Genomic DNA, 23,000 nt, shown 5'->3' on the forward strand with positions numbered 1-23,000 from the left:
TGTTGTTATGCCTCCTTCTTCTGGTCAGCTGCGGCATTACGGGAAGAATTGCGGCGGTTGGAAGAACGTCCTCCACGACGGGAACGTCCTCCACGACGGTTACGCTCTGCTTCCTGTATAGCCATGGCGGATTCACGACGGCCTCCGACAACGTCACCCTTGTAGATCCATACCTTCACACCAATGCGTCCGAAAGTGGTACGGGCTTCAAAGGTGCCATAGTCGATCTCTGCGCGAAGAGTGTGCAGGGGCACACGGCCTTCGTGGTAACGCTCGGAACGAGACATTTCAGCGCCACCCAGACGGCCAGAGCACACAATCTTAATGCCTTTGACCTGGGGCTGACGCATAGCGGACTGGATGGCTTTACGCATAGCGCGACGGAAAGCCACGCGGTTGGAAAGCTGTTCAGCAATAGACTGTGCAACCAGCTGAGCGTCAGCATCAATATTCTTCACTTCGAGGATGTTGAGCTGAACCTGCTTCGAGGTGAGCTTTTCCAGCTCTCCACGAATACGCTCAGCTTCAGCACCACGACGCCCAATGACGATGCCCGGGCGGGCAGTGTGAATATCAACGCGGACGCGATCGCGGGTGCGCTCGATGTCGATAGCGGACACGCCAGCACGCTCCAGGTTTTCGCTCAGGAACTTGCGGATCTTAATGTCCTCGGCAACGTACTCAGCGTACTGCTTGTCGGCGTACCAGTGCGACTTCCAATCGGAGGTAATACCCAGGCGGAAGCCTACAGGGTTAATTTTCTGACCCACTAGCGAGCACTTCCCTTCTGGCTCTTGCGGTCTGCAACGGCGGAGCGCAGTGCGACCTCAATGGTGATGTGGCTCGTGCGCTTCCGAATATGGAAAGCACGACCCTGGGCGCGCGGCTGGAATCGACGCATCGTCGGGCCTTCATCCGCATAGGCGACGGAGACCACGAGATCAGCGGGATTTAGGTTGAAGTTATTCTCAGCATTTGCCACGGCAGAGGCGAGAACCTTCGCGACCGGCTCAGATGCAGACTGCGGAGCAAACCGCAGGATAGAAGCTGCTTCATCGACGGACTTACCACGAATCAGATCGATCACACGACGGGCCTTGAACGGAGCCACGCGAACGAACTTGGCAGTTGCGCGAGCGCTCGTGCGCTCATCCATGTTTTCAGTGCTCATCGACGCGTACCCTTCCGGTCATCCTTGATGTGACCTTTAAAAGTGCGGGTAGGGGCAAACTCACCCAGTTTGTGACCAACCATGGAGTCGGTGATGAAAACGGGGACATGCTTGCGACCATCATGCACAGCAAAAGTGTGGCCGATGAAATCGGGCAGGATAGTGGAGCGACGGCTCCAGGTCTTAATAACCTGCTGGGTACCCTTTTCGTTTTGGGCGTCCACCTTAGCAAGGAGGTGTTCGTCTACGAATGGGCCTTTCTTAAGGCTACGAGGCATACTTCATTCCCTCCTTAATGGTTCTTACCAGTGCGACGACGACGCGTAATAAGCGGATCGCTGGGACGGTTGGGCTTACGGGTACGACCCTCGGGCTGACCCCACGGGCTGACCGGGTGACGACCACCAGAGGTCTTACCTTCACCACCACCATGCGGGTGGTCAACCGGGTTCATAACAACACCGCGGACGGTCGGGCGAACGCCCTTCCAACGCATACGACCGGCTTTACCCCAGTCGATGTTGATCCACTCAGCGTTGCCAACTTCGCCGATAGAAGCGCGGCAGCGCACATCGACACGGCGGATTTCGCCGGAGGGCATACGCAAGGAAGCATACGCACCTTCACGACCAAGTAGCTGAATACCAGCACCAGCGGAACGAGCAAGCTTTGCACCGCCGCCCGGCTTCAATTCCACACAGTTAAGGGTGGTGCCGACGGGGATGTTGCGAAGCGGCAGGTTATTACCGGGCTTAATGTCGGCATTTGGGCCGGATTCAACAATTGCACCCTGCTGGAGACCCTTAGGGGCAATGATGTAGCGCTTCTCGCCATCGACGTAGTGCAGAAGAGCAATGTTAGCAGTGCGGTTGGGGTCGTACTCGATATGAGCAACCTTGGCCTTCACGCCGTCTTTGTCGACACGCTTGAAGTCGATGATGCGGTACTGACGCTTATGTCCGCCGCCCTTGTGACGAGTAGTAATACGTCCGTGGACGTTACGACCACCGGTCTTGGAAAGAGGACGGAGCAGAGACTTTTCAGGATTCGAGCGGGTAATCTCAGCAAAATCGGAGACGCTCGAGCCACGACGACCGGGGGTCGTCGGCTTGTACTTACGAATAGCCATTAGGAAGCCGCTCCTCCGAAGATCTCGATAGGCTCGCTACCCTCAGCAAGGGTAACAATTGCGCGCTTAGTGCTCTTACGCTGGCCATAGCCAGTGCGGGAACGCTTGCGCTTGCCCTGACGGTTGACGGTATTCACATTGGCAACCTTGACTCCAAAGATCTCTTCGATGGCGATCTTAATCTGAGTCTTATTAGCTTCCGGAGCGACATAGAACGTGTAGACGTTCTGCTCCATAAGACCATAAGCCTTCTCGGAGACTACCGGGGCCAAGATGATGTCGCGAGGATTTGCGATAGTGCTCACTTGGTCTCCTCCTTAGGCTGCTTTGCGGAAACAAAAGTATTGAGAGCTTCCACCGTGAAGACCACGTCGTCAGCATTCAACACGTCGTAGGTGTTGAGCTGATCAGCAGCAATCGGGTGGACGTAGTTGAGGTTTGCAACAGACTTCCACGCAGCCAGATCCTCGCGTCCGAGGACGAGAAGGAACTTGGTGCGATCAGTCAAGCCTGCCAGGAATTTCTGTGCAGACTTGGTGGAAGGAGTTTGTCCTTCGACAAGCTCACTGATGACAAACATGCGATCATTGCGTACACGATCGGTGAGAGCGCCGGCGAGAGCGGCAGCCTTCATCTTCTTAGGTACGCGCTTGGTGTAGTCACGCGGCTGCGGGCCGAATACGGTACCACCACCGGTGAACTGTGGTGCACGGGTAGAACCCTGACGTGCACGACCAGTGCCCTTCTGACGGAATGGCTTCTTACCACCACCGGAAACCATGCCGCGAGTCTTCGTAGCATGTGTTCCCTGGCGAGCAGCAGCCTGCTGTGCGACAACAACCTGGTGCATAAGGGAGATGTTGGGTTCCTTGTCGAAAATGTCGGCAGGGAGATCAACGGTTCCCGCGGTTTTGCCATCCGGGGTGCGGACGTCAAGTGTAAGAGCCATTACTTCGCACCACCCTTCACAGCGGACTTCACCATCACGAGGCATCCCTTAGGACCGGGAATAGCGCCCTTGATGAGGAGGAGACCAGATTCGGTATCCACCTTCTGGACTTTCAAATTCAAGGCGGTAACACGATCTCCGCCCATACGACCAGACATGCGCATGCCCTTAAAGACACGACCTGGGGTGGCGCAAGCGCCAATAGAACCAGGACGACGGTGCACGGCCTGAGTACCGTGTGCGGCACCCTGTCCGGCGAAGCCGTGGCGCTTCATCGTACCGGCGTATCCCTTACCTTTAGAGGTACCGGTAACGTCGACGAAAGCTCCCGCTTCGAAGATATCGGCGGTGAGTTCCTGACCCACCTCATAGTTAGCAGCCGCATCGGCATCCGCAAAACGGATTTCGGCGATGTGGCGACGCGGCGTAACACCGGCCTTTGCGAAGTGGCCAGCCATAGGCTTAGTCACTTTACGGGGGTCGATGGCGCCGAATGCGATCTGGACGGCGTTGTAGCCATCGGTCTCTTCGGTGCGAACCTGGGTTACGACACAAGGCCCAGCCTTGACGACAGTAACGGGGACAACCCGGTTCTGTTCGTCGAAGACCTGGGTCATGCCGAGCTTATTGCCCAGGATGCCCTTAATCTCGGTTTCACTCATTGGTTTCTCTGCTCCGATGCCGTTTTCCAAGCTCACTGAATGTTGACGTCGACGCTAGCCGGAAGGTCGATGCGCATAAGGGCATCAACAGTCTTCGGCGTCGGGTCGAGAATATCGATGAGGCGCTTGTGGGTGCGCATCTCGAAGTGCTCGCGTGAGTCCTTGTACTCATGGGGCGAGCGGATGACGCAGTACACGTTCTTCTCGGTAGGCAGCGGCACCGGGCCGACCACGCTGGCGCCGGTACGGGTAACCGTCTCGACGATCTTGCGCGCAGAAGCATCGATAGCTTCGTGGTCATAGGCCTTTAGCCGGATGCGGATCTTTTGTCCCGCCACGCTTGTCCTCTTCCTTCACCCACAAAGTGGGTCTGTCTTACTCTGTGCGATCACAGGTATCGCACCTTCCTCAGGTGATCGTCGGCATCGACCGATGACACCGTTTCCCGGAAGAGCCGCGAGGGGTTCCGAATCCGCTGTTCATCTGTCACGCCGTCGTTCCACGCGCTCGGGCGTGTCGCCCGATCACCTTTAACGATGTGTCCGATTCCCATAGACAACAAGAACAAACTCTTCGTCTTGTGAAAACCTGGAACACATCACATGCGTGCTCGCTTTACCAGCGCTCAGTTGGCCTTCGTGAGATATGGCACAAACGTCTGCCCTGTTAAAGCAACCTGAATAGTATGCATCACTCAGCACAAAAAGGCAAAACGACTGCGTATATCGTCACGGCACGCTATCTTGGAACTGGGAGAGAAAATAACTCCCCCACCCTAGAATTTCACACGTACCCCAGGTCTTTATTGCCCTGCTGTTCACAGGATTCCATTCCGTTGGAGCACACCTTTGAAACAGCTGGCTCGACAGCTCTAAGGAATGCTAATGCCCGACACCAAAAACACCTCCGCCACGAAATCCACTGAACTTACCGACCGCGGACAAACCGTCATCGCAGATGTCGTCGTCGCCAAAATTGCGGGTGTCGCAACTCGCGAAGTTCCCGGCGTCCATGATCTCGGCAACGGCCCCGCACGGCTAGCTGGCGCAATTCGTGACCATATCCCCGGCTCCTCCACCGACGTCCAACAAGGCATCTCCGTCGAAGTTGGAGAAACCGAAGCCGCCGTCGACGTCACCATCGTCGCTGAATACGGCGTAGCTATCCATCAACTAGCTGCCGCAATCCGTAAAAACATCATTTCCGCAGTGGAAGGAATGACCGGACTGAAAGTCACAGAAGTTAACGTCTCCGTCATCGATATTCATCTCCCCAACGACGATAAAGCCGAAGAGACGGAACCACGTGTCAACTAACGAACTCTAGCGTTTTCCCTTTCGTCCATGCAGACGATTCTCGGACACAACGAAGGGTGACTTATCTCCATGACAACCACACCTTTTACACTCACCGATGAGCTCGCCAGGAAACTCTCTAAGGTCGTGTCACAGATTCCCGGTGTTGACCATCTTGACGGTGGGCATTTTGGAGAGAACTCCACCTACACACCACTAGGTGTTGTTAAAGGTATTTCATACGACTCTGACAGTGGGCATCTACACGTGGCATTAGTCGCCCGCTGGCCCTACCATCTGCTAAAACTAGCGAACACAGTACGCAAAGCCATCACCCGCTACGCAGATGTTCCCGTGGATGTTTACATTAATGATTTAGTGGAGCCCACACCCACCTCAGAAACTTAGGAGAAATCCATGTCAATAACCTTGTATGGTGTCATCGTCGGCATACTCCTTACCCTGGCCTGGACAACTGGAGGATTCCCCTTCTTCCTCGTCGCTATCCTCCTAGGGGCCATAGGAGGCCTTATCGGCGCCCAAATAGAAGGCAAGATCGACGTACGGGCCATGTTTACCAACCGTGGGCGTGGATAAATGGACTCCCCCTCATCAATAGCGACAGGATCTCTCCGCATCGAGCAATCCGTCACTAACCAAATTATTCGCCAAGCAGCCCTCACTGTTCCCGGATGCGTTGAAAAAGCAGCAGGAGTACGAAGTGTACTGAGCAAAACTCTTCCGCAAGCCGATATCACCACCGACGGTCCATATATCGCTGCTGAAGTACACATTGCAGTAAGCTGGCCTGCCCCCGTAGCACAAGTAGCTCGAAGCGTACGCGAAGTAGTGCGATCCCATCTAGAGGCCTACATGGATGCACAAGTGACGGAAGTCTCCGTATTCGTAGACACCATCACTACCGAGCCCGCTGCAGGATCCACCTCTCGATCACCCCGTATCACTCTTGCAGACCTTGCAGATTTAGATAGTTCTCCACACGTAAAACACGTTGTTGCCCCCTGCGACGAACAGGAAGAAGACAATGATGACCCAGCCAATTGACCACGATCTCACTAAACAACCACGTCCTCCCAAAGCTCGACCTGGTTCCGCTGGATTCGTCTGGTTTCTTACCGTCCTATTCCTTGTTGTGGCAGGTATTGCTATCCACGACGCAATAGTCGCAAAAGGCCATATCGGCGGTCCATCATGGCTAGGGACAGTCTCATCAGCCATTGGAGATATGCACTACGGCACGTGGGTTCTTCCCGCTGGAATTATTCTTGTGCTAGTTGGAGTTATCACGCTCATCGGTGCCTGTATGCCAGCCGCCGTGCGCTACTTCCCCATCCACAGTTCTGCCGCAGTCTGGATGCGCCCCACCGACGTTTGCAGACTATGCACCCACACCGCACAAGAAGTATACGGAGTTACCCGCGCCAGCACAGTCGCTAGCAACAAAAAAGTTACCGTGTCCATCTACACCGCCGGCCCCACACCCGATGATGTTGTGGAACGCGTACGACAAGCTGTAAATGCACAATTGGAATACGTGAACCATCCGCTGGAACTCACCATTCGCCCTGTTAAAAAGGGAGGTCAGCACGCATGACCCGGGGAGCTGAAATCTACGTCCGTATTATCACTTTCCTTGTCGGCCTCGTTTTAACCGCCCTCGGCATAGTGTGTATCCTCTGGTATGCCGGCGTGGACCCCCTCGCCAGCTGGCTCAACGATAGCTGGCCCAAGAGCCAACTCAATGACGCCGACAACACCAGTTGGTGGTTTACCACCCTCGTCGTTACTGCTCTCATCATCATACTGTTGTGCCTTAACAGTATCGTTCAGCTATCCAAGCGACGCACTGTAGACACCCTCATTATTGATGGAGACCAACCCGGGGGAGCCATTCATATAGAACTTTCTGATGTAGGTAGAGCTATAGCGCGTGACCTGGAGACTAAACCAATTATTCGTACTGCATCCGCACACGCCGTTCGCGACCATGGCGTCGATACACTAGACATTGACGTACAAGCACCAGCTGACGTGCCGCTGACGACACTGATTAAAACAGCTGAACAAGTATCAGCTGATGTGCCTGTTGCCGTCGCATACTGCGGTCCCACAAGCCGCATTTTCCTGCGTTTGGATAAAGTACGTCGCCCCGATGGAACAACATCGTCTGCTCGGTACCGAGGAGTACAAGAAATTCCCTACTCCGATATCGAAAAAGACGGCAATGCTCTCCCCCAGCAAAACGACAGCAGCTCCACAAGAGAGGGGAAAGAAGCCTAGCTTTCCCACGGTTTATAGCACACCATGCCTATAGAACACCGTGTCTACAGAACACTGCCTATAGGACACTTGTCTACAGAAAAACAGCAGTGCATGTCGTGCACTAAGAAAATGACCATGCATGCCATGCGCTAAGAAAACAAAATAAAAGAGATAAAACAAAATAACTAATGGCCCGCTTCACATGATGTGAAGCGGGCCATTAAGAGCTTGAGCACTCAGGTGTGCTGTTACCCCTTATTGGGGAAAGGTCACCTTACTTGATGATCTTGGTAACACGACCGGCGCCAACGGTGCGGCCACCTTCGCGGATAGCGAAGCGGAGGCCTTCATCCATGGCGACGGGCTGAATGAGCTCGACGGTCATGTCGCAGTTGTCGCCAGGCATAACCATTTCGGTGCCCTCAGCGAGCTTAACAACACCAGTTACGTCCGTGGTACGGAAGTAGAACTGCGGACGGTAGTCGTTGAAGAACGGGGTGTGGCGGCCGCCTTCGTCCTTGGACAGGACGTAAACAGAACCCTCGAAGTTGGTGTGAGGAGTGTAAGCACCAGGAGCGCACACACACTGGCCACGCTCAACATCTTCGCGCTTAACACCACGGAGGAGAAGACCGACGTTGTCGCCAGCTTCGCCGTCATCGAGCATCTTGCGGAACATTTCGATGCCGGTAACGGTGGTGGTGGTGGCCTTGTCGCGGATACCAATCAGCTCAACATCTTCGTTGAGGTGGATGATGCCACGCTCAATACGGCCGGTAACAACGGTGCCACGACCAGTAATGGTGAAGACGTCCTCGATAGGCATAAGGAAGGGCTTATCGGTTTCACGGACGGGATCCGGGATAGCTTCGTCAACAGCATCCATGAGCTCGAGAATGGACTTCTTCCACTTCTCGTCGCCCTGCAGAGCCTGGTAAGCAGAAACGTGAACGATCGGGGCGTCCTCGTCGTAGTCCTGGGAAGCGAGCAGTTCGCGAACTTCCATCTCAACGAGTTCGAGGATTTCCTCATCGTCAACCATGTCGCACTTGTTCAGAGCAACGACGATGTAGGGAACGCCCACCTGGCGAGCGAGGAGCACGTGCTCACGGGTCTGCGGCATGGGGCCATCAGTGGCGGCAACCACGAGGATAGCGCCGTCCATCTGAGCTGCACCAGTGATCATGTTCTTGATGTAGTCAGCGTGGCCAGGGGCGTCAACGTGAGCGTAGTGACGCTTCTTGGTCTGGTACTCCACGTGGGAGATGTTAATGGTAATACCACGGGCCTTTTCTTCAGGGGCCTTATCGATCTCGTCGAACGCGAAGGAATCGTTGAGATCGGGATATTCCTCCGACAGCACCTTGGTGATAGCTGCGGTCAGGGTGGTCTTACCATGGTCGACGTGACCGATGGTGCCAATGTTTACGTGCGGTTTGGTCCGCTCGAACTTAGCCTTCGCCACTTTGTTGTCCTCCTGGACGATCATGAATTGTTAACACTCGCCAACAATTCTTATTTGGTTCAGATCTTTGGTCAGATGCTACCTGGTTAGTGTAGCTGTCATTTCCGCCAATTGCCTAGTTATCAGTTTCCTATTACCTAGACTCTCGGCGGGGTCAGGGCCACGAAGAATTTATTCTCCGTTAGCCTTCGCAATGATCTCCTTCGCTACGTTCTGAGGAACCTCAGCGTAGGATCCGAAGACCATCGTGTAGTTGGCTCGGCCCTGGGTCTTCGACCGGAGGTCTCCAACATAGCCGAACATCTCAGACAGCGGCACATCGGCTTTCACCACACGTGCGCCACTGCGCTCTTCCATGGCCTTAACCTGGCCACGACGGGAGTTAAGGTCACCGATTACATCGCCCATGTACTCCTCAGGGGTGACGACCTCCACAGCCATAATGGGTTCGAGGAGGACCGGTGAAGCTTTCTTGGCAGCTTCCTTCAATGCCATAGAGCCGGCAACCTTGAAGGCCATTTCCGAAGAGTCAACTTCGTGGTAGGCACCGTCAAGGAGCTCGCACTCAATATCGACAAGTGGGAAGCCTGCGAGAACACCGTACTGCATAGCATCCTGGACACCTGCGTCAACAGACGGGATGTATTCCTTCGGGATGCGACCGCCGGTAACGGAGTTAATGAACTTGTAGTGTTCTTCGTCCTCACCAATTTCGGTGAGCGGGGAAAGACGAATAATAACGCGTGCGAACTGACCAGAACCACCGGTCTGCTTCTTGTGCGTGTACTCGTACTTATCGACTACCTTGCGAATAGTTTCGCGGTAGGCAACCTGCGGCTTACCAACGTTAGCTTCAACCTTGAACTCGCGACGCATACGGTCAACCAGCACGTCCAAGTGGAGCTCGCCCATACCACCGATAACGGTCTGGCCGGTTTGCTCATCATTCTGGACAGTGAAGGTGGGGTCTTCTTCCGCGAGTTTCTGGATGGCGACACCCAGCTTCTCCTGGTCAGACTTGGTCTTAGGCTCAATAGCAACCTGGATAACCGGATCCGGGAAAGTCATGGATTCAAGAACAACCTGGTTGTTGGGATCACACAGGGTGTCACCGGTGGTGGTTTCCTTCAGACCGATAAAAGCATAGATGTGGCCAGCAAAAGCCTCGTCTACCGGATTCTCCTTATTGGAGTGCATCTGGAAGAGTTTGCCGACACGCTCTTTCTTCTCCTTGGTGGAGTTGTAGATGGTGTCACCGGACTTGACATGGCCGGAGTACACACGCACGTAGGTGAGCTTGCCGAAGAACGGGTGAGCAGCAACCTTAAAGGCAAGTGCGGAGAATGGCTCATCGAGGGAAGGCTTGCGATCGATTTCGATGGATTCATCGTTGACGTCATGTCCAACGATGTTCGGAACGTCAAGCGGGCTCGGCAGGTAATCGGCGATGGCATCAAGAAGAGGCTGAACACCCTTGTTCTTGAAGGCAGTACCGCAGATGACGGGGTAAGCTTCCGAGTTCACAGTGAGCTTGCGGATAGCGCCCTTGATTTCATCAATAGTGAGTTCTTCGCCGGCGAAGTACTTCTCCATGAGTGCTTCATCGAACTCAGCAACGGTCTCAATGAGCTTCTCATGATATTCAGCGGCACGATCGGCAAGATCCGCGGGGATCTCTTCAATGATGGTCTCTTGACCAGGCTCAACCTTACCCGGCCACATCAAGGCCTTCATGGTAAGAAGATCGACAACACCATCGAAGGAGTCTTCTGCACCAATCGGGAGCTGCAGAACTAGCGGCTTAGCACCGAGACGATCTTCAATAGTCTTTACCGAGTAGTAGAAGTCGGCGCCCATCTTGTCCATCTTGTTGATGAAGCAAATACGGGGGACGTCGTACTTAGAAGCCTGACGCCAAACTTGTTCAGACTGCGGCTCGACACCTTCCTTGCCGTCGAAGACGGCTACAGCACCGTCGAGAACACGGAGGGAACGCTCCACCTCAACGGTGAAGTCCACGTGGCCGGGGGTGTCGATAATGTTGAGTTGGTGGCCCTTCCAGTAGCAGGTGGTAGCCGCGGAGGTAATGGTAATACCGCGTTCCTTCTCCTGCTCCATCCAGTCCATGGTGGAAGCGCCATCGTGAGTCTCACCGATCTTGTAGTTAATACCGGTGTAGAACAGGATGCGCTCAGTAGCAGTGGTTTTACCAGCATCGATGTGAGCCATAATGCCGATATTGCGAACCTTGCTCAGGTCTTTAAGCACTTCAAGTGCCACTTCGAACTCTCCGTTCGATCATGGATCCATAAGGATCCTCTTTTGACATAGGTCAGTTTATGAATGTAGCTAAAGCGCAACGTTCTGGACTGCACACCCTCTAGTGTAGTGGTGCGCAGCCCCGACGTCACCAGCGATAGTGCGCGAAAGCCTTGTTGGCTTCTGCCATCTTGTGAGTGTCTTCGCGACGCTTCACAGATGCGCCAAGACCGTTGGAGGCATCAAGCAGTTCGTTAGCGAGGCGCTCCGCCATCGTCTTCTCGCGACGTTGCCGGGAAAACGCGACGAGCCAGCGCAAAGCAAGCGTAGTGGCACGGCCAGGACGGACCTCAACAGGAACCTGGTAGGTAGCGCCACCGACGCGGCGGGAACGAACTTCAAGAGAAGGACGAACGTTATCGAGAGCCTTCTTGAGAGTGTTAACAGGATCAGTGCCGGTCTTCTCACGGCACATTTCCAGAGCACCATAGACAATGCTCTCGGCAGTGGACTTCTTACCGTCAATAAGAACCTTATTTACAAGCTGGGTAACCAGCGGAGAACCGTAAACAGGATCGTTGACGAGAGGCCGCTTGGGTGCGGAACCTTTACGAGGCATGTTTACTTCTCCTTCTTGGCACCGTAGCGAGAACGAGCCTGCTTACGGCCCTTCACACCCTGGGTATCCAGAGCGCCACGGACAATCTTGTAACGGACACCAGGAAGGTCCTTAACACGACCGCCACGGACGAGCACCATGGAGTGCTCCTGGAGGTTGTGACCTTCACCGGGGATGTAAGCAGAAACCTCGATACCGGACGACAGGCGCACACGTGCGACCTTACGAAGGGCCGAGTTCGGCTTCTTAGGGGTGGTGGTGTACACACGGGTGCATACACCACGGCGCTGCGGGCTGCCCTTCAAAGCTGCAGTCTTTGTAACTGCAGTCTTATCCTGGCGGCCCTTGCGAACCAGCTGCTGAATAGTTGGCATGGACCGAATTTCCTCAATATGTTAGTTAACCCGTACCTTGTGGCAACGGGAAGGGCGTCTGGGGGCTCCCCACACGCCATAAAAGCTAATGGGGCAAAGTGTCCAGATCAAAGCCTAATTTTGAGCAAGAAAGACCGCGTCAGCCGCTCTCGCTGGCTTACCTGGGACAATAACCCGCCCACTTATGTGGGCACGGTTAATTATGCTAACGCCAAAAAGCCTGGAAACCAAACCCGTGACGCTCTCTATTACACCAGCGGAACGCCATCAGCATCGCACCGATAGGGATCTTTACCCGTCAGAATCATAATGAATTCGACCAGATTCCAAATTCCGAGAGCCGTGCCAGCCAGTATGACCATTATTAGTATTGGCGGTATCACTATCGTTAGGAACGACAAAAAGATCGTCAGTAATAAAATGCCTAGCTTTATAAAACCGAAGCTATTTTTCCCCATGTAAAAATTCGCAGCTCCAAAACCGCCCAGGAAGAAAGAAAGCAAGGCAGCGATCATCTTTTCTTTTGGCTTCGGGGCAGCCTGCGCACCGTCAGGAAAACCGTTATAACCTACACCGTTCTGCATAGGCTGACCTGCTGGATTTGGAGAAGTGTACGGAGCACCATACGCCGTGTTTTGACCCGCTCCATATCCCGCTTGTGTCTGCGGATACTGCTGCGCAGGGTAAGTATTCTGAGGGTAACTATTCTGTGGATGTCCATATACAGGAGCGGAGCCCGGTGCAGCATTGGGAACCGACATACTATTAGGTGCCGGAACCGTATTAGCAGTTGTCACAGCGTTAGGAGCCGGCACAGGGTTAGAGACCGGCACAGTGTTAGAGGCCGGCACAGTGTTAGACACTGGCGCGCTTCCGTAGCTCGGCTGAGTTTGCGGGTAAGCCTCCACCGGTTGATGAGCGATAGGGCTAGTGGCCTGTGGGGAAGCTACTGCGGCCTGTTGTACGTACGTTTGTTGGGGAGTAGTAGAGATTGGCAAGGTGGGATTAGCTGATGCAACATCAGGGGTAGTAGGAGCTACAGTGTCGGGAGTGTCGGGAGTGTTGTAGGGAGAAGTCATAGATAGATTTCTACTTTCTTTTCTGCTTTCTCATAGTTCATTAATGTGCTGAACAGTCAGAGGACACTTTATACCTTCAGCTATTACTGTGGAAAAGCTACATAACAAGAATTCTCTAGAATGGGGCTGAAAAAGGCCTTAATGTAGCGATATTGCATTACGCCAGATTACGTATCACTTTTCTGCTAATACCTGATATTTTATATATATTTACCTATATTTTATATTAATTTTTCCTATTTAAAGTAGCCTGGAGAAGATGTCTGTCCTCATCTAAGGAGCTTTAATGACTTTCATCCCATTATGGTCTTCTACTCCCCAGCACCATAAAAACTCCCCACTACTAAGAAACATCTACCAGCTCTTGGAGCTGCAGCACTCGTCCTCGCAGCAGCTCTTCCCGCTACGACAGCCCATGCTCTTCCTCTGAAAAGCTCTGCTAGCGTCCCCAAGAATATTATTGTCATGATTGGTGACGGCATGGGCTACAACACTCTTGACCTCGCTAATCTGTACCACCGCAACACCACCGGCTATCAAGTAGGCCAGCATGGTGAAAAACCGCAGAACACTCCCCAACCCGGTTTCCAAAGCTGGCAACGCGTCAGCATGAGTACTTACCCCGCATTCGGCACATACAATACGTTCGTTAACTGGTCCTCCACGGAAGGTGCTACCGGTAAACCCACTGATTCCGCCGCCGCCGGTACAGCTATGGCCACCGGACATAAAACTCTTCGCGGCGTTATCGGTATGGATATTTTCAACCGCCTGTAGAGAACCTCACCGAACGTGCCAAGAAGATGGGAAAGTCCGCAGGCGTTGTTTCCAGCGTTCCCTATTCTCACGCCACCCCGGCTACGTATGTTGCCCACGAACCGAGCCGCAAGAACTACCACAACATCGCCAACCAAATGATTAATAGCCAACTCGATGTTGTTATCGCTCCCGGCCATCCCTTCTACGACGACAACCATCGTCGTGTGAAAAAGCCTGACTACACCTACATTTCTCCCTCCGACTGGAGAGCTCTGTCATCTGGACAGACTGCATATTCTTTCTTCCAGAAAACACAAGACTTCTCCCGCATGGCCCGCACAAACATGAACTTCCATGGGAAGCGTGTCTGGGGCGTTCCTCAAGTAGGTTCCACACTGCAAGAAAAACGCAGTTCTGTCGCCAAGAAATCTACCCTCGAGCAGGTAGGTCAGACACCCTTCACCAAGGACGTCCCCACTCTCTCCGATCTTTCCCTCAGCGTCCTCAACGTCCTAGACGATAACAAGAATGGTTCTTTCCTCATGATTGAAGGTGGGGCCATCGACTGGTGTGGACACGCCAATGAAACCGCCCGCAGCATTGAAGAAACAACCGACTTCATAAAAGCTATTGACGATGTTTCCGCATGGGTAGAAAAGTACTCCAGCTGGAACGATACGCTTCTTATTGTTACCGCTGACCACGAAACTGGTTTCATCAACGGTCCATCTAAGGACAACTTCCGTACCCTCAGCAAAGATGGTTCAGCTATCCAGATGCAGTGGCTTTCGGACGAACACACCAACCAGCTAGTCCCCTTCTTCGTCCACGGTGCAGGCTCTGACACCGTACTTAATCTGGCCAAACACCACGATCTGAAGCGCGGACGCTACCTCGATAACACTGCCTTCGCTCAGCTTGTTATGAAGCATTGGTGGGTAAAGCACTAAACACTACTGAAATAACTAAAGCGGGTAATGCTTCCAGGCATTACCCGCTTTAGTTATTTATACGGAATTATTCTCCAAAGTCGAAGTCATCCAGAGGAACAGCTGCCCCAGTCTCATCGATGAAAGCATCATCGGGACCGTAGAAGCCATCATCAAAGCCCGTCGGGACAGCATACGCAGCAGCGCGTGCCTCCTCCGTTGGGCGAACCTCAATATCACGGTAACGAGCAATACCAGTACCAGCTGGAATCAGTTTACCGATGATAACGTTTTCCTTCAGACCAACGAGGTGGTCAACACGGCTGTTAATAGCTGCGTCGGTAAGGACACGAGTTGTCTCCTGGAAGGATGCTGCCGACAGCCAAGAATCCGTTGCCAGCGAGGCCTTAGTAATACCCATAAGGACTGGACGTCCTGCTGCAGGCCTGCCACCTTCGCGAACGACTGCACGGTTCGTGGCCTCAAACTCGGGACGTTCCACCAGAGAACCAGGGAGGAACTCAGTAGAACCAGAGTCAATGATGGTCACGCGACGCAGCATCTGTCGCACGATAACTTCGATGTGCTTATCGTGGATAGACACACCCTGGGAGCGGTACACGTTCTGAACCTCATTAACGAGGTGGACCTGTACCTGTCGGGGGCCCATAACGCGGAGTACATCGTGCGGATCAGCAGCGCCCTCAAGGAGCTGCTCACCAATAGTGATGTGGTCACCAGTAGCGATAACGCCTTCAGACCCATCGGCTTTCTTCACAACGTGGAGACGCTGACGCTTAGAAAGTTTCTCGTAGACGACATCATCAGAGCCATCATCAGGCGTAATGGTAATCGTCCAGAACTTCTCGCCCTCTTCCAGAGTGACAGTACCGGAAACCTCGGCGATAGGCGCCTTGCCCTTCGGCACACGTGCCTCGAAGAGTTCCTGAACACGCGGCAGACCGCCGGTGATGTCGCTACCAACACCACCCTGGTGGAATGTACGCATTGTCAGCTGGGTACCAGGCTCACCAATGGACTGGGCGGCCACAATACCAACAGCTTCACCCACGTCGACGAGCTTGCCAGTAGCCATAGAACGGCCGTAGCACTTAGCACAGACGCCATTCTTGGAGTTACAGGTAAGAACGGAGCGGACCTTAACCTCGGTAATACCGGCCGCGAGGAGTGCCTCGATCTCCGGATCACCAATGTCAGTACCGCCAGCAACGATGACGTTACCGTTTTCGTCCTTGGCATCATCGGCAAGAGTACGAGCAAAGACGCTGGTCTCAATGTGCTGATCGCGGACGAGAGTGCCATCGGGCATCTTCTCTGCGATAGGCACCATAATGCCGCGGGTAGTACCGCAGTCTTCTTCGCGGACAATGACGTCCTGTGCCACGTCAACAAGACGACGGGTCAGGTAACCAGAGTCTGCCGTACGAAGAGCGGTATCGGCAAGACCTTTACGAGCACCGTGGGAGTTAATGAAGTACTCCAACACGGTAAGACCTTCACGGAAGGAAGACTTAATAGGCTGTGGGATGAAGTTACCCTTCGGGTCCGTCACCAGGCCCTTCATACCGGACAGAGACCGCATCTGGGTCATGTTACCGGCAGCACCAGACTTCACGATCATTGGAATCGGGTTGGTGGCGGGGTAATTATCTTCCATGGCCTGGCCAACCTCTTCAGTGGCCTCGGACCAAATCTTCACAAGTGCAGCATTACGCTCATCATGGGACAGTGCACCACGCTGGTACTGCTTCTCAACCTTCTTAGCGCGCTTGTCGTAAGAGGCCAGAATTTCCTTCTTAACAGGCGGAACCTGCACGTCGGAAACAGCAACGGTAACACCAGAACGAGTTGCCCAGTAGAAACCGGCATCCTTCAGACGGTCAACGGTTTGCGCAACCATAATCATGGGATAGCGCTCTGCCATGTCATTAATAATGACGGCCTGCTTCTTCTTCGACATCTGGTCGTTGACGAAGGGGTAGTCACCGGGCAGCAGATCGTTGAACATAACGCGACCGAGAGTAGTCTTGCAGGACCACACGTCGCCGGCCTTCCAACCATCGGGGAACTGTGCTTCCTCAATATCCTTCGGCGGACGCTGATGCGTCAGGCGTACCACAATAGGTGACTGGATAGACAAGGCTCCTGCGTCGCGAGCCATAATGGCTTCGGCAACAGAAGAGTAGTAACCGTTGGTGGGGCATTCCTTGTGTAGATCCTCCTGGTAAGACCCCGGCGCGTCGGGATCTTCCGTGGTGAGGTAGTACAAACCTGTCACCATATCCAGTCGCGGCATAGCCAGCGGGCGGCCGGATGCAGGAGACAGAATGTTGTTGGAGGACAGCATGAGAACGCGGGCTTCTGCCTGTGCCTCAGCGGAGAGCGGCAGGTGGACTGCCATCTGGTCACCGTCGAAGTCGGCGTTGAATGCTTCACATGCCAGCGGGTGCAGCATAATTGCTTTACCCTCTACCAGCACCGGCTCGAATGCCTGAATACCCAGGCGGTGCAGGGTAGGTGCACGGTTGAGCATAACAGGATGCTCAGCAATAACTTCTTCCAGCACGTCCCACACCTGCGAGCGCTGACGCTCCACCATGCGCTTAGCAGACTTAATATTCTGTGCATAGTTCAGGTCAACCAGGCGCTTCATGACGAATGGCTTGAACAGCTCGAGTGCCATGAGCTTCGGAAGACCGCACTGGTGCAGTTTCAGCTGCGGACCAACGATAATAACGGAACGACCAGAGTAGTCGACGCGCTTACCGAGGAGGTTCTGACGGAAACGACCCTGCTTGCCTTTGAGGAGATCCGAGAGGGACTTCAGCGGGCGGTTACCGGGGCCAGCCACCGGGCGGCCACGACGTCCGTTATCGAAGAGAGCATCTACAGATTCCTGCAGCATACGCTTTTCGTTGTTAATGATGATTTCCGGTGCACCCAAATCAATGAGTCGCTTCAAGCGGTTATTACGGTTAATAACGCGACGGTAGAGATCATTGAGGTCGGAGGTAGCAAAACGGCCACCGTCAAGTTGCACCATAGGACGCAGCTCTGGCGGAATAACCGGAATACAATCCAGCACCATTCCAGCCGGATCATTACCGGACTGGAGGAAGGCTGCAACAACCTTGAGACGCTTCAAAGCGCGCAGTTTCTTCTGTCCCTTACCGGTGCGGATAACCTCACGCAGAACTTCTGCTTCAGCTTCCAGGTCGAAGCTCTCAATGAGTTTCTGGATAGCCTCAGCACCCATACCAGCCTCGAAGTATTCACCGAAGCGGTCATCGAGTTCGTTGTAGACGTTTTCGTCCAGAATGAGGTCCTTGGGCTCCAACTTAGTGAAGGTATCCCAGAGAACATCGAGGCGGTCGAGTTCGCGGTTAGCATCCTCGCGGATGTGCTTCATCTCACGCTCGGCAGCGTCCTTGACTTTCCGCTTGACGTCAGACTTGGCGCCTTCGGATTCGAGCTCGGCCAGGTCAGCCTCTAGCTTCTGGGCACGCTCTTCCAGATCAACGTCGCGGGCGTCCTCAATTTCCTTCTTCTCGGCAGTAACTTCTGCTTCGAGAGTGGAGAGGTCATTGTGGCGGGCTTCTTCGTCGACACTAGTGACAACGTAAGAAGCGAAGTAGATGATCTTTTCAAGATCTTTCGGGGCCAGATCAAGCAGGTAGCCCAGGCGGGAGGGAACACCCTTGAAGTACCAAATGTGGGTGACGGGAGCAGCGAGCTCAATATGGCCCATGCGCTCACGACGCACTTTGGCACGGGTAACTTCCACGCCGCATCGTTCACAGACGATGCCCTTGAAACGGACGCGCTTGTACTTACCGCAAGCACATTCCCAGTCCCTGGTAGGGCCGAAAATGCGTTCGCAGAAGAGGCCGTCCTTCTCTGGCTTCAACGTACGGTAGTTAATGGTCTCCGGCTTCTTAACCTCACCGTAGGACCAACGACGGATGTCGTCGGCCGTAGCGAGACTGATTCGGAGCGAATCGAAGAAGTTGACGTCGCGCACGTAACTTCCTTTCCCCAGTGGGATTATGGCTACCCGGTTGGGTAACCGAGGTGTATGTCTCTATCTTTCAGGTGGCTCAGGAGAGCCGAAGACTCTTAAGCGAGGTCTTCCACGGACGCATTCTCATCGTGTGAGAGGTTAATGCCCAGGTTGGAGGCTGCCCTCTCGAGGTCATCATCATCATCAGACAGGCTGACAACGTCACCGTCTGCAGAGAGGACTTCCACGTTAAGGCACAATGCCTGGAGTTCTTTCAGCAACACCTTGAAGGACTCGGGGATACCCGGTGCGGGGATATTCTCACCCTTCACGATGGCTTCGTAGGCCTTCACACGTCCCACCACGTCGTCAGACTTAATGGTGAGGAGTTCCTGCAGGGTGTAGGCGGCGCCGTAAGCCTGCATGGCCCAACATTCCATTTCACCGAAGCGCTGGCCACCGAACTGGGCCTTACCACCAAGTGGCTGCTGGGTAATCATGGAGTACGGGCCGGTGGAACGAGCGTGAATCTTCTCGTCAACCAAGTGGTGCAGTTTCAGCATGTACATGTAGCCAACTGACACTGGGTACGGGAAGGGCTCGCCGGAACGACCATCAAACAATGTGGCCTTGCCGTCGGGACCCATCATGTTTTCACCGTCGGCATTGGGGCGGACGCAGCCTAGCAGGCCTTCAATTTCGTCCGGCTCAGCACCGTCGAACACCGGGGTTGCGGTCTTGGTGTTGGGCTCCACATCGCGCATTTCGTCGGGGAGCATCTTGGCCCACTCCGGGTCACCCTCGATCTTCCAACCGTACTTGGCCAGCCAGCCCAGGTGAATTTCCATGATCTGGCCGATGTTCATACGGCGGGGTACACCGTGGGTGTTAAGAACAATGTCGATGGGAGTGCCGTCGGGAAGGAAGGGCATGTCTTCAACCGGCAGAATCTTACCGATAACACCCTTGTTACCGTGGCGGCCAGAGAGCTTATCACCGGGCTGAATACGACGCTTCTGGGCGACGTACACACGCACGAGTTCATTAACTCCCGGGGGTAGCTCGTCGTCTTCTTCACGGGAGAAGACGCGCACGCCGGTGACTTTACCGGTTTCGCCGTGGGGTACCTTGAGGGACGTATCGCGGACTTCGCGAGCTTTTTCACCGAAGATGGCACGCAGTAGTCGCTCTTCTGGGGTGAGCTCAGTTTCACCCTTCGGGGTTACCTTACCGACCAGAATGTCGCCGTCGCGGACGGTAGCACCAATACGAACGATGCCGCGCTCGTCAAGATCGGCGAGAACCTCATCGGAGACGTTCGGGATGTCGCGGGTGATCTCTTCTGCACCAAGTTTGGTGTCACGCGCGTCAATCTCGTGCTCTTCAATATGAATTGAAGTCAGTTCATCCTCTTCAACAACACGCTGGGAGAGGATGATAGCGTCCTCGTAGTTGTAGCCTTCCCACGGCATAATGGCGACCAGCATGTTCTTGCCAAGTGCCATCTCGCCCTTATCGGTGGAGGGGCCGTCAGCAATAACTTCGCCAGCTTCTACACGCTGTCCGGCGGCCACAATCGGAACCTGGTTGTAGCATGTGCCGGGGTTGGAGCGAATGAACTTTTGTAGCTGGTAGGTGGCACGGGTGCCATCATCGGCCATGACGGTGATGAAGTCTGCGCAGACTTCCTCAATGATGCCGGCTTTTTCACTGATAATGACGTCGGCAGCATCATAGGCGGCACGCAGTTCCATGCCAGTACCGACAAGCGGAGAGTCCGTCTTGAGTAGCGGCACTGCCTGGCGCTGCATGTTCGCACCCATGAGGGCACGGTTTGCGTCGTCGTGCTCGAGGAATGGAATCATAGCGGTTGCTACAGACACCATCTGACGTGGGGAAACGTCCATGTAGTCGACTTCGTCTGGGGTGACGTATTCGACATCGCCGCCACGCTTACGGACGAGCAAACGCTCGTCGAGGAAGCGACCGTTCTCGTCCATCGGCGAGTTAGCCTGGGCGACAACGTGGCGGTCTTCCTCATCAGCAGTGAGGTAGTCAACCTGGTCAGTGGCACAACCATCAACAACACGACGGTACGGGGTCTCAATGAAACCAAAGGGGTTCACGCGTGCATAGACGGAGAGAGAACCGATAAGACCAATGTTCGGGCCTTCCGGTGTCTCAATTGGGCACATACGGCCGTAGTGAGAGTTGTGAACGTCACGGACTTCCAGGCCAGCACGGTCGCGAGTAAGACCACCGGGACCCAATGCGGAAAGACGACGCTTGTGGGTAAGGCCAGACAGCGGGTTGTTTTGATCCATGAACTGGGACAGCTGGGAGGTTCCGAAGAACTCTTTAATAGCTGCCACAACTGGACGAATGTTAATGAGGGACTGGGGGGTAATTGCTTCCATATCCTGGGTGGTCATGCGTTCACGCACAACACGCTCCATACGGGAAAGACCCACCCGCACCTGGTTCTGGATAAGTTCACCAACGGTGCGAAGACGACGATTACCGAAGTGGTCAATATCGTCAGTCTCTACCGGAATTTCTGCACCATCAGGCGAGGTCATACTGGTCTCGCCAGCATGCAGCCGTACTAGGTATTCAACAGTGGTAGCAATATCTTCTTCAGTGAGAGTGAGAACATCAGCTTCACTCTTAGATAGTCCCAGCTTGCGGTTGATCTTATAACGACCAACGCGAGCTAGATCGTAGCGCTTTTCCTTGAAGAAAAGGTTCGCGAGAAGGTTCTGGGCACCTTCCTTTGTCGGAGGCTCACCGGGACGCAGCTTGCGGTAGATTTCCAGCAAGGCTTCATCGGGAGTATCGGCAGTGTCCTTCTCTAAGGTGGACATCATCACTTCAGAGAAACCGAAGCGTTCCTTAATGGACTCGTTTGTCCATCCCAAGGCCTTGAGAAGAAGTGTGACGGGCTGACGACGCTTACGGTCAATACGGACACCAACGGTATCGCGTTTATCAACGTCAAATTCAAGCCATGCACCACGTGACGGAATGATCTTCACAGAGTGAAGTTCCTTCTCCGTGGCTTTATCAATGGACTCGTCGAAATAAACACCGGGCGAGCGAACAAGCTGAGACACGACGACACGCTCGGTGCCGTTAATGATGAATGTGCCTTTATCGGTCATCATGGGGAAATCACCCATGAAGACGGTCTGACTCTTAATTTCACCAGTAGTGTTGTTCACGAACTCAGCCGTGACGAACAATGGTGCGGAGTAAGTCATATCCTTCTCACGACATTCCGCGATGGAGGCTTTTACCTCATCAAATCGCGGATCGGAGAAGGAGAGAGACATTGAGCCAGCGAAATCCTCGATGGGGGAAATCTCATCGAGGATATCTTCGAGACCACCGGTGACGCGCTGCTCACCGGTGACTTCTTCAGAATCAGACTGGGTGTATTTCTTCGTTCCGACTAGCCAAGCAAATGAATCAGTCTGAACGCTAAGCAAATCGGGAACCTCAAGTGGTTCGCGAATAGTAGCAAACGACGGCCGCTTGGGGGCTCCAGGGATCTGAGCCTTCGAACTGGTCTGGCGGGAGACTGCCAAGGTGCGTCCTTCCAGGACCTCATGCGTAAAGACAGACACAACAGTCCCGACGGGTACTGTCATGAATGTTTTCACGACGTAATCTACAGTGGTTCCGTTGTTGACCTCTACACACTTTTCACCCTAGCTTCGGACTTCTCCAACTAAAGCCGTCTACTACCGCTCGAAGTGCACATTTTTCCTGGTCAAAAGGTTCCTACAGGATTTCCAGAGGATTACCAAAAGTTACTTTTTGATCAGTGGGTCCAATTTTGGACACAATAAGGCCAACGCAAAGGTTAATAGTATAACAAAACTCGACTTATGTCTACCGGACATACACCGGCGACTGCGTACTGCCTTCTATCGCATTCACAGAGATCCCACTAGCATCTAGTAGGAATCCCACAACAGAAGGGAACTCCCCCTGTAAATTATTA

Annotated in this window: 23 protein-coding genes; 8 read left to right on the top strand and 15 right to left on the bottom strand. The window is 53.9% G+C overall.

The features are described from left to right. Nucleotides 1-5: 5 nt before the first annotated feature. From rpsC to rpsJ, 8 genes are read right to left on the bottom strand one after another with little or no spacing between them, the layout of a single operon-like run. Complete coding sequence (rpsC, locus tag QZV76_RS02560; RefSeq protein WP_290595796.1) at nt 6-770, bottom strand: 30S ribosomal protein S3; 765 nt, start codon at nt 768-770, stop codon at nt 6-8. Beyond that, the gene (gene rplV / locus QZV76_RS02565) at nt 770-1,171 is read right to left on the bottom strand and encodes a 50S ribosomal protein L22 (protein WP_290595798.1); all 402 of its coding nucleotides are present in this window, start codon (nt 1,169-1,171) and stop codon (nt 770-772) included. The genes rpsC and rplV overlap by 1 nt, the downstream gene beginning before the upstream one ends. Beyond that, complete coding sequence (rpsS, locus tag QZV76_RS02570; protein ID WP_290595800.1) at nt 1,168-1,449, bottom strand: 30S ribosomal protein S19; 282 nt, start codon at nt 1,447-1,449, stop codon at nt 1,168-1,170. The genes rplV and rpsS overlap by 4 nt, the downstream gene beginning before the upstream one ends. A gap of 14 nt (nt 1,450-1,463) precedes the next feature. Beyond that, on the bottom strand, nt 1,464-2,300 hold the full coding sequence (gene rplB, locus QZV76_RS02575) for a 50S ribosomal protein L2 (RefSeq protein ID WP_290595802.1): 837 nt from the start codon (nt 2,298-2,300) through the stop codon (nt 1,464-1,466). Then, nucleotides 2,300-2,605 carry a 50S ribosomal protein L23 gene (gene rplW / locus QZV76_RS02580; protein WP_290595804.1) on the bottom strand — a complete coding sequence of 102 codons (306 nt, stop codon included), beginning with the start codon at nt 2,603-2,605 and terminating at the stop codon, nt 2,300-2,302. The genes rplB and rplW overlap by 1 nt, the downstream gene beginning before the upstream one ends. After that, a complete protein-coding gene (rplD, locus tag QZV76_RS02585) occupies nt 2,602-3,249 on the bottom strand; it encodes a 50S ribosomal protein L4 (protein ID WP_290595806.1) in 648 nt (215 codons plus the stop codon). Before rplD ends, rplW begins: the two co-directional genes overlap by 4 nt. After that, nucleotides 3,249-3,911, bottom strand: a complete 663-nt coding sequence (rplC, locus tag QZV76_RS02590; protein WP_290595808.1) for a 50S ribosomal protein L3 — start codon at nt 3,909-3,911, stop codon at nt 3,249-3,251. Before rplC ends, rplD begins: the two co-directional genes overlap by 1 nt. A gap of 32 nt (nt 3,912-3,943) precedes the next feature. Next, nucleotides 3,944-4,249, bottom strand: coding sequence for a 30S ribosomal protein S10 (gene rpsJ, locus QZV76_RS02595; RefSeq protein WP_290595810.1), 306 nt, complete (start codon nt 4,247-4,249; stop codon nt 3,944-3,946). Between the two features lie 546 nt (nt 4,250-4,795). Here rpsJ and QZV76_RS02600 point away from each other — a divergent pair. The 6 genes from QZV76_RS02600 (at nt 4,796) to QZV76_RS02625 (ending at nt 7,507) form a co-directional block, all read left to right on the top strand. Further along, nucleotides 4,796-5,227: an Asp23/Gls24 family envelope stress response protein gene (locus QZV76_RS02600; protein WP_290595812.1), complete on the top strand. Its 432-nt coding sequence runs from the start codon at nt 4,796-4,798 to the stop codon at nt 5,225-5,227. Between the two features lie 69 nt (nt 5,228-5,296). After that, complete coding sequence (locus tag QZV76_RS02605; protein ID WP_290595815.1) at nt 5,297-5,614, top strand: hypothetical protein; 318 nt, start codon at nt 5,297-5,299, stop codon at nt 5,612-5,614. 9 nt (nt 5,615-5,623) lie between these two features. Then, on the top strand, nt 5,624-5,803 hold the full coding sequence (locus tag QZV76_RS02610) for a DUF2273 domain-containing protein (RefSeq protein WP_290595817.1): 180 nt from the start codon (nt 5,624-5,626) through the stop codon (nt 5,801-5,803). Next, complete coding sequence (locus tag QZV76_RS02615; protein ID WP_290595819.1) at nt 5,804-6,271, top strand: Asp23/Gls24 family envelope stress response protein; 468 nt, start codon at nt 5,804-5,806, stop codon at nt 6,269-6,271. It begins immediately after the preceding gene. After that, a complete protein-coding gene (locus tag QZV76_RS02620) occupies nt 6,252-6,821 on the top strand; it encodes a DUF6286 domain-containing protein (RefSeq protein WP_290595821.1) in 570 nt (189 codons plus the stop codon). Before QZV76_RS02615 ends, QZV76_RS02620 begins: the two co-directional genes overlap by 20 nt. After that, entirely contained in the window at nt 6,818-7,507 is a 690-nt protein-coding gene (locus QZV76_RS02625; RefSeq protein ID WP_290595823.1) for a hypothetical protein, read from the top strand. The genes QZV76_RS02620 and QZV76_RS02625 overlap by 4 nt, the downstream gene beginning before the upstream one ends. A gap of 256 nt (nt 7,508-7,763) precedes the next feature. Here QZV76_RS02625 and tuf read toward each other — a convergent pair whose 3' ends face one another. The 5 genes from tuf to QZV76_RS02650 all read right to left on the bottom strand — a co-directional run bounded on the left by tuf (nt 7,764) and on the right by QZV76_RS02650 (nt 13,285). Beyond that, complete coding sequence (tuf, locus tag QZV76_RS02630) at nt 7,764-8,954, bottom strand: elongation factor Tu (RefSeq protein ID WP_290598287.1); 1,191 nt, start codon at nt 8,952-8,954, stop codon at nt 7,764-7,766. 171 nt (nt 8,955-9,125) lie between these two features. After that, nucleotides 9,126-11,234, bottom strand: coding sequence for an elongation factor G (gene fusA, locus QZV76_RS02635; RefSeq protein ID WP_290595825.1), 2,109 nt, complete (start codon nt 11,232-11,234; stop codon nt 9,126-9,128). Between the two features lie 127 nt (nt 11,235-11,361). Continuing rightward, nucleotides 11,362-11,832: a 30S ribosomal protein S7 gene (gene rpsG, locus QZV76_RS02640; RefSeq protein ID WP_290595828.1), complete on the bottom strand. Its 471-nt coding sequence runs from the start codon at nt 11,830-11,832 to the stop codon at nt 11,362-11,364. 2 nt (nt 11,833-11,834) lie between these two features. Further along, on the bottom strand, nt 11,835-12,206 hold the full coding sequence (rpsL, locus tag QZV76_RS02645) for a 30S ribosomal protein S12 (protein WP_053961761.1): 372 nt from the start codon (nt 12,204-12,206) through the stop codon (nt 11,835-11,837). A gap of 248 nt (nt 12,207-12,454) precedes the next feature. Then, nucleotides 12,455-13,285, bottom strand: coding sequence for a TM2 domain-containing protein (locus QZV76_RS02650; RefSeq protein ID WP_290595831.1), 831 nt, complete (start codon nt 13,283-13,285; stop codon nt 12,455-12,457). A 459-nt stretch (nt 13,286-13,744) separates the two neighbouring features. Here QZV76_RS02650 and QZV76_RS02655 point away from each other — a divergent pair, with 459 nt between their 5' ends. Then, nucleotides 13,745-14,062: an alkaline phosphatase gene (locus QZV76_RS02655; RefSeq protein ID WP_290598288.1), complete on the top strand. Its 318-nt coding sequence runs from the start codon at nt 13,745-13,747 to the stop codon at nt 14,060-14,062. A 26-nt stretch (nt 14,063-14,088) separates the two neighbouring features. Next, entirely contained in the window at nt 14,089-14,994 is a 906-nt protein-coding gene (locus QZV76_RS02660) for an alkaline phosphatase (RefSeq protein WP_290595834.1), read from the top strand. A gap of 67 nt (nt 14,995-15,061) precedes the next feature. Here the strand turns inward: QZV76_RS02660 and QZV76_RS02665 are convergent, their stop codons facing one another. Both QZV76_RS02665 and QZV76_RS02670 read right to left on the bottom strand, forming a co-directional pair. Continuing rightward, nucleotides 15,062-19,015, bottom strand: a complete 3,954-nt coding sequence (locus tag QZV76_RS02665) for a DNA-directed RNA polymerase subunit beta' (protein ID WP_290595836.1) — start codon at nt 19,013-19,015, stop codon at nt 15,062-15,064. Between the two features lie 95 nt (nt 19,016-19,110). Further along, nucleotides 19,111-22,581 (bottom strand): DNA-directed RNA polymerase subunit beta, encoded by a 3,471-nt coding sequence (locus QZV76_RS02670; protein WP_290598289.1) that lies wholly within the window; start codon nt 22,579-22,581, stop codon nt 19,111-19,113. Nucleotides 22,582-23,000: the final 419 nt, after the last annotated feature.

The organism is Lawsonella sp. (genome assembly GCF_011525565.1).
Taxonomy (GTDB): domain Bacteria; phylum Actinomycetota; class Actinomycetes; order Mycobacteriales; family Mycobacteriaceae; genus Lawsonella; species Lawsonella clevelandensis_A.

Excerpts from the sequence above, each read along its gene's own strand:
- rplV (WP_290595798.1), bottom strand. The coding sequence starts at position 1,171 with ATGAGCACTGAAAACATGGATGAGCGCACGAGCGCTCGCGCAACTGCC.
- rpsS (WP_290595800.1), bottom strand. The coding sequence starts at position 1,449 with ATGCCTCGTAGCCTTAAGAAAGGCCCATTCGTAGACGAACACCTCCTT.
- rplB (WP_290595802.1), bottom strand. The coding sequence starts at position 2,300 with ATGGCTATTCGTAAGTACAAGCCGACGACCCCCGGTCGTCGTGGCTCG.
- rplD (WP_290595806.1), bottom strand. The coding sequence starts at position 3,249 with ATGGCTCTTACACTTGACGTCCGCACCCCGGATGGCAAAACCGCGGGA.
- rplC (WP_290595808.1), bottom strand. The coding sequence starts at position 3,911 with ATGAGTGAAACCGAGATTAAGGGCATCCTGGGCAATAAGCTCGGCATG.
- QZV76_RS02600 (WP_290595812.1), top strand. The coding sequence starts at position 4,796 with ATGCCCGACACCAAAAACACCTCCGCCACGAAATCCACTGAACTTACC.
- QZV76_RS02605 (WP_290595815.1), top strand. The coding sequence starts at position 5,297 with ATGACAACCACACCTTTTACACTCACCGATGAGCTCGCCAGGAAACTC.
- QZV76_RS02610 (WP_290595817.1), top strand. The coding sequence starts at position 5,624 with ATGTCAATAACCTTGTATGGTGTCATCGTCGGCATACTCCTTACCCTG.
- QZV76_RS02615 (WP_290595819.1), top strand. The coding sequence starts at position 5,804 with ATGGACTCCCCCTCATCAATAGCGACAGGATCTCTCCGCATCGAGCAA.
- QZV76_RS02620 (WP_290595821.1), top strand. The coding sequence starts at position 6,252 with ATGATGACCCAGCCAATTGACCACGATCTCACTAAACAACCACGTCCT.
- QZV76_RS02625 (WP_290595823.1), top strand. The coding sequence starts at position 6,818 with ATGACCCGGGGAGCTGAAATCTACGTCCGTATTATCACTTTCCTTGTC.
- rpsG (WP_290595828.1), bottom strand. The coding sequence starts at position 11,832 with ATGCCTCGTAAAGGTTCCGCACCCAAGCGGCCTCTCGTCAACGATCCT.
- rpsL (WP_053961761.1), bottom strand. The coding sequence starts at position 12,206 with ATGCCAACTATTCAGCAGCTGGTTCGCAAGGGCCGCCAGGATAAGACT.
- QZV76_RS02650 (WP_290595831.1), bottom strand. The coding sequence starts at position 13,285 with ATGACTTCTCCCTACAACACTCCCGACACTCCCGACACTGTAGCTCCT.
- QZV76_RS02660 (WP_290595834.1), top strand. The coding sequence starts at position 14,089 with ATGGGAAAGTCCGCAGGCGTTGTTTCCAGCGTTCCCTATTCTCACGCC.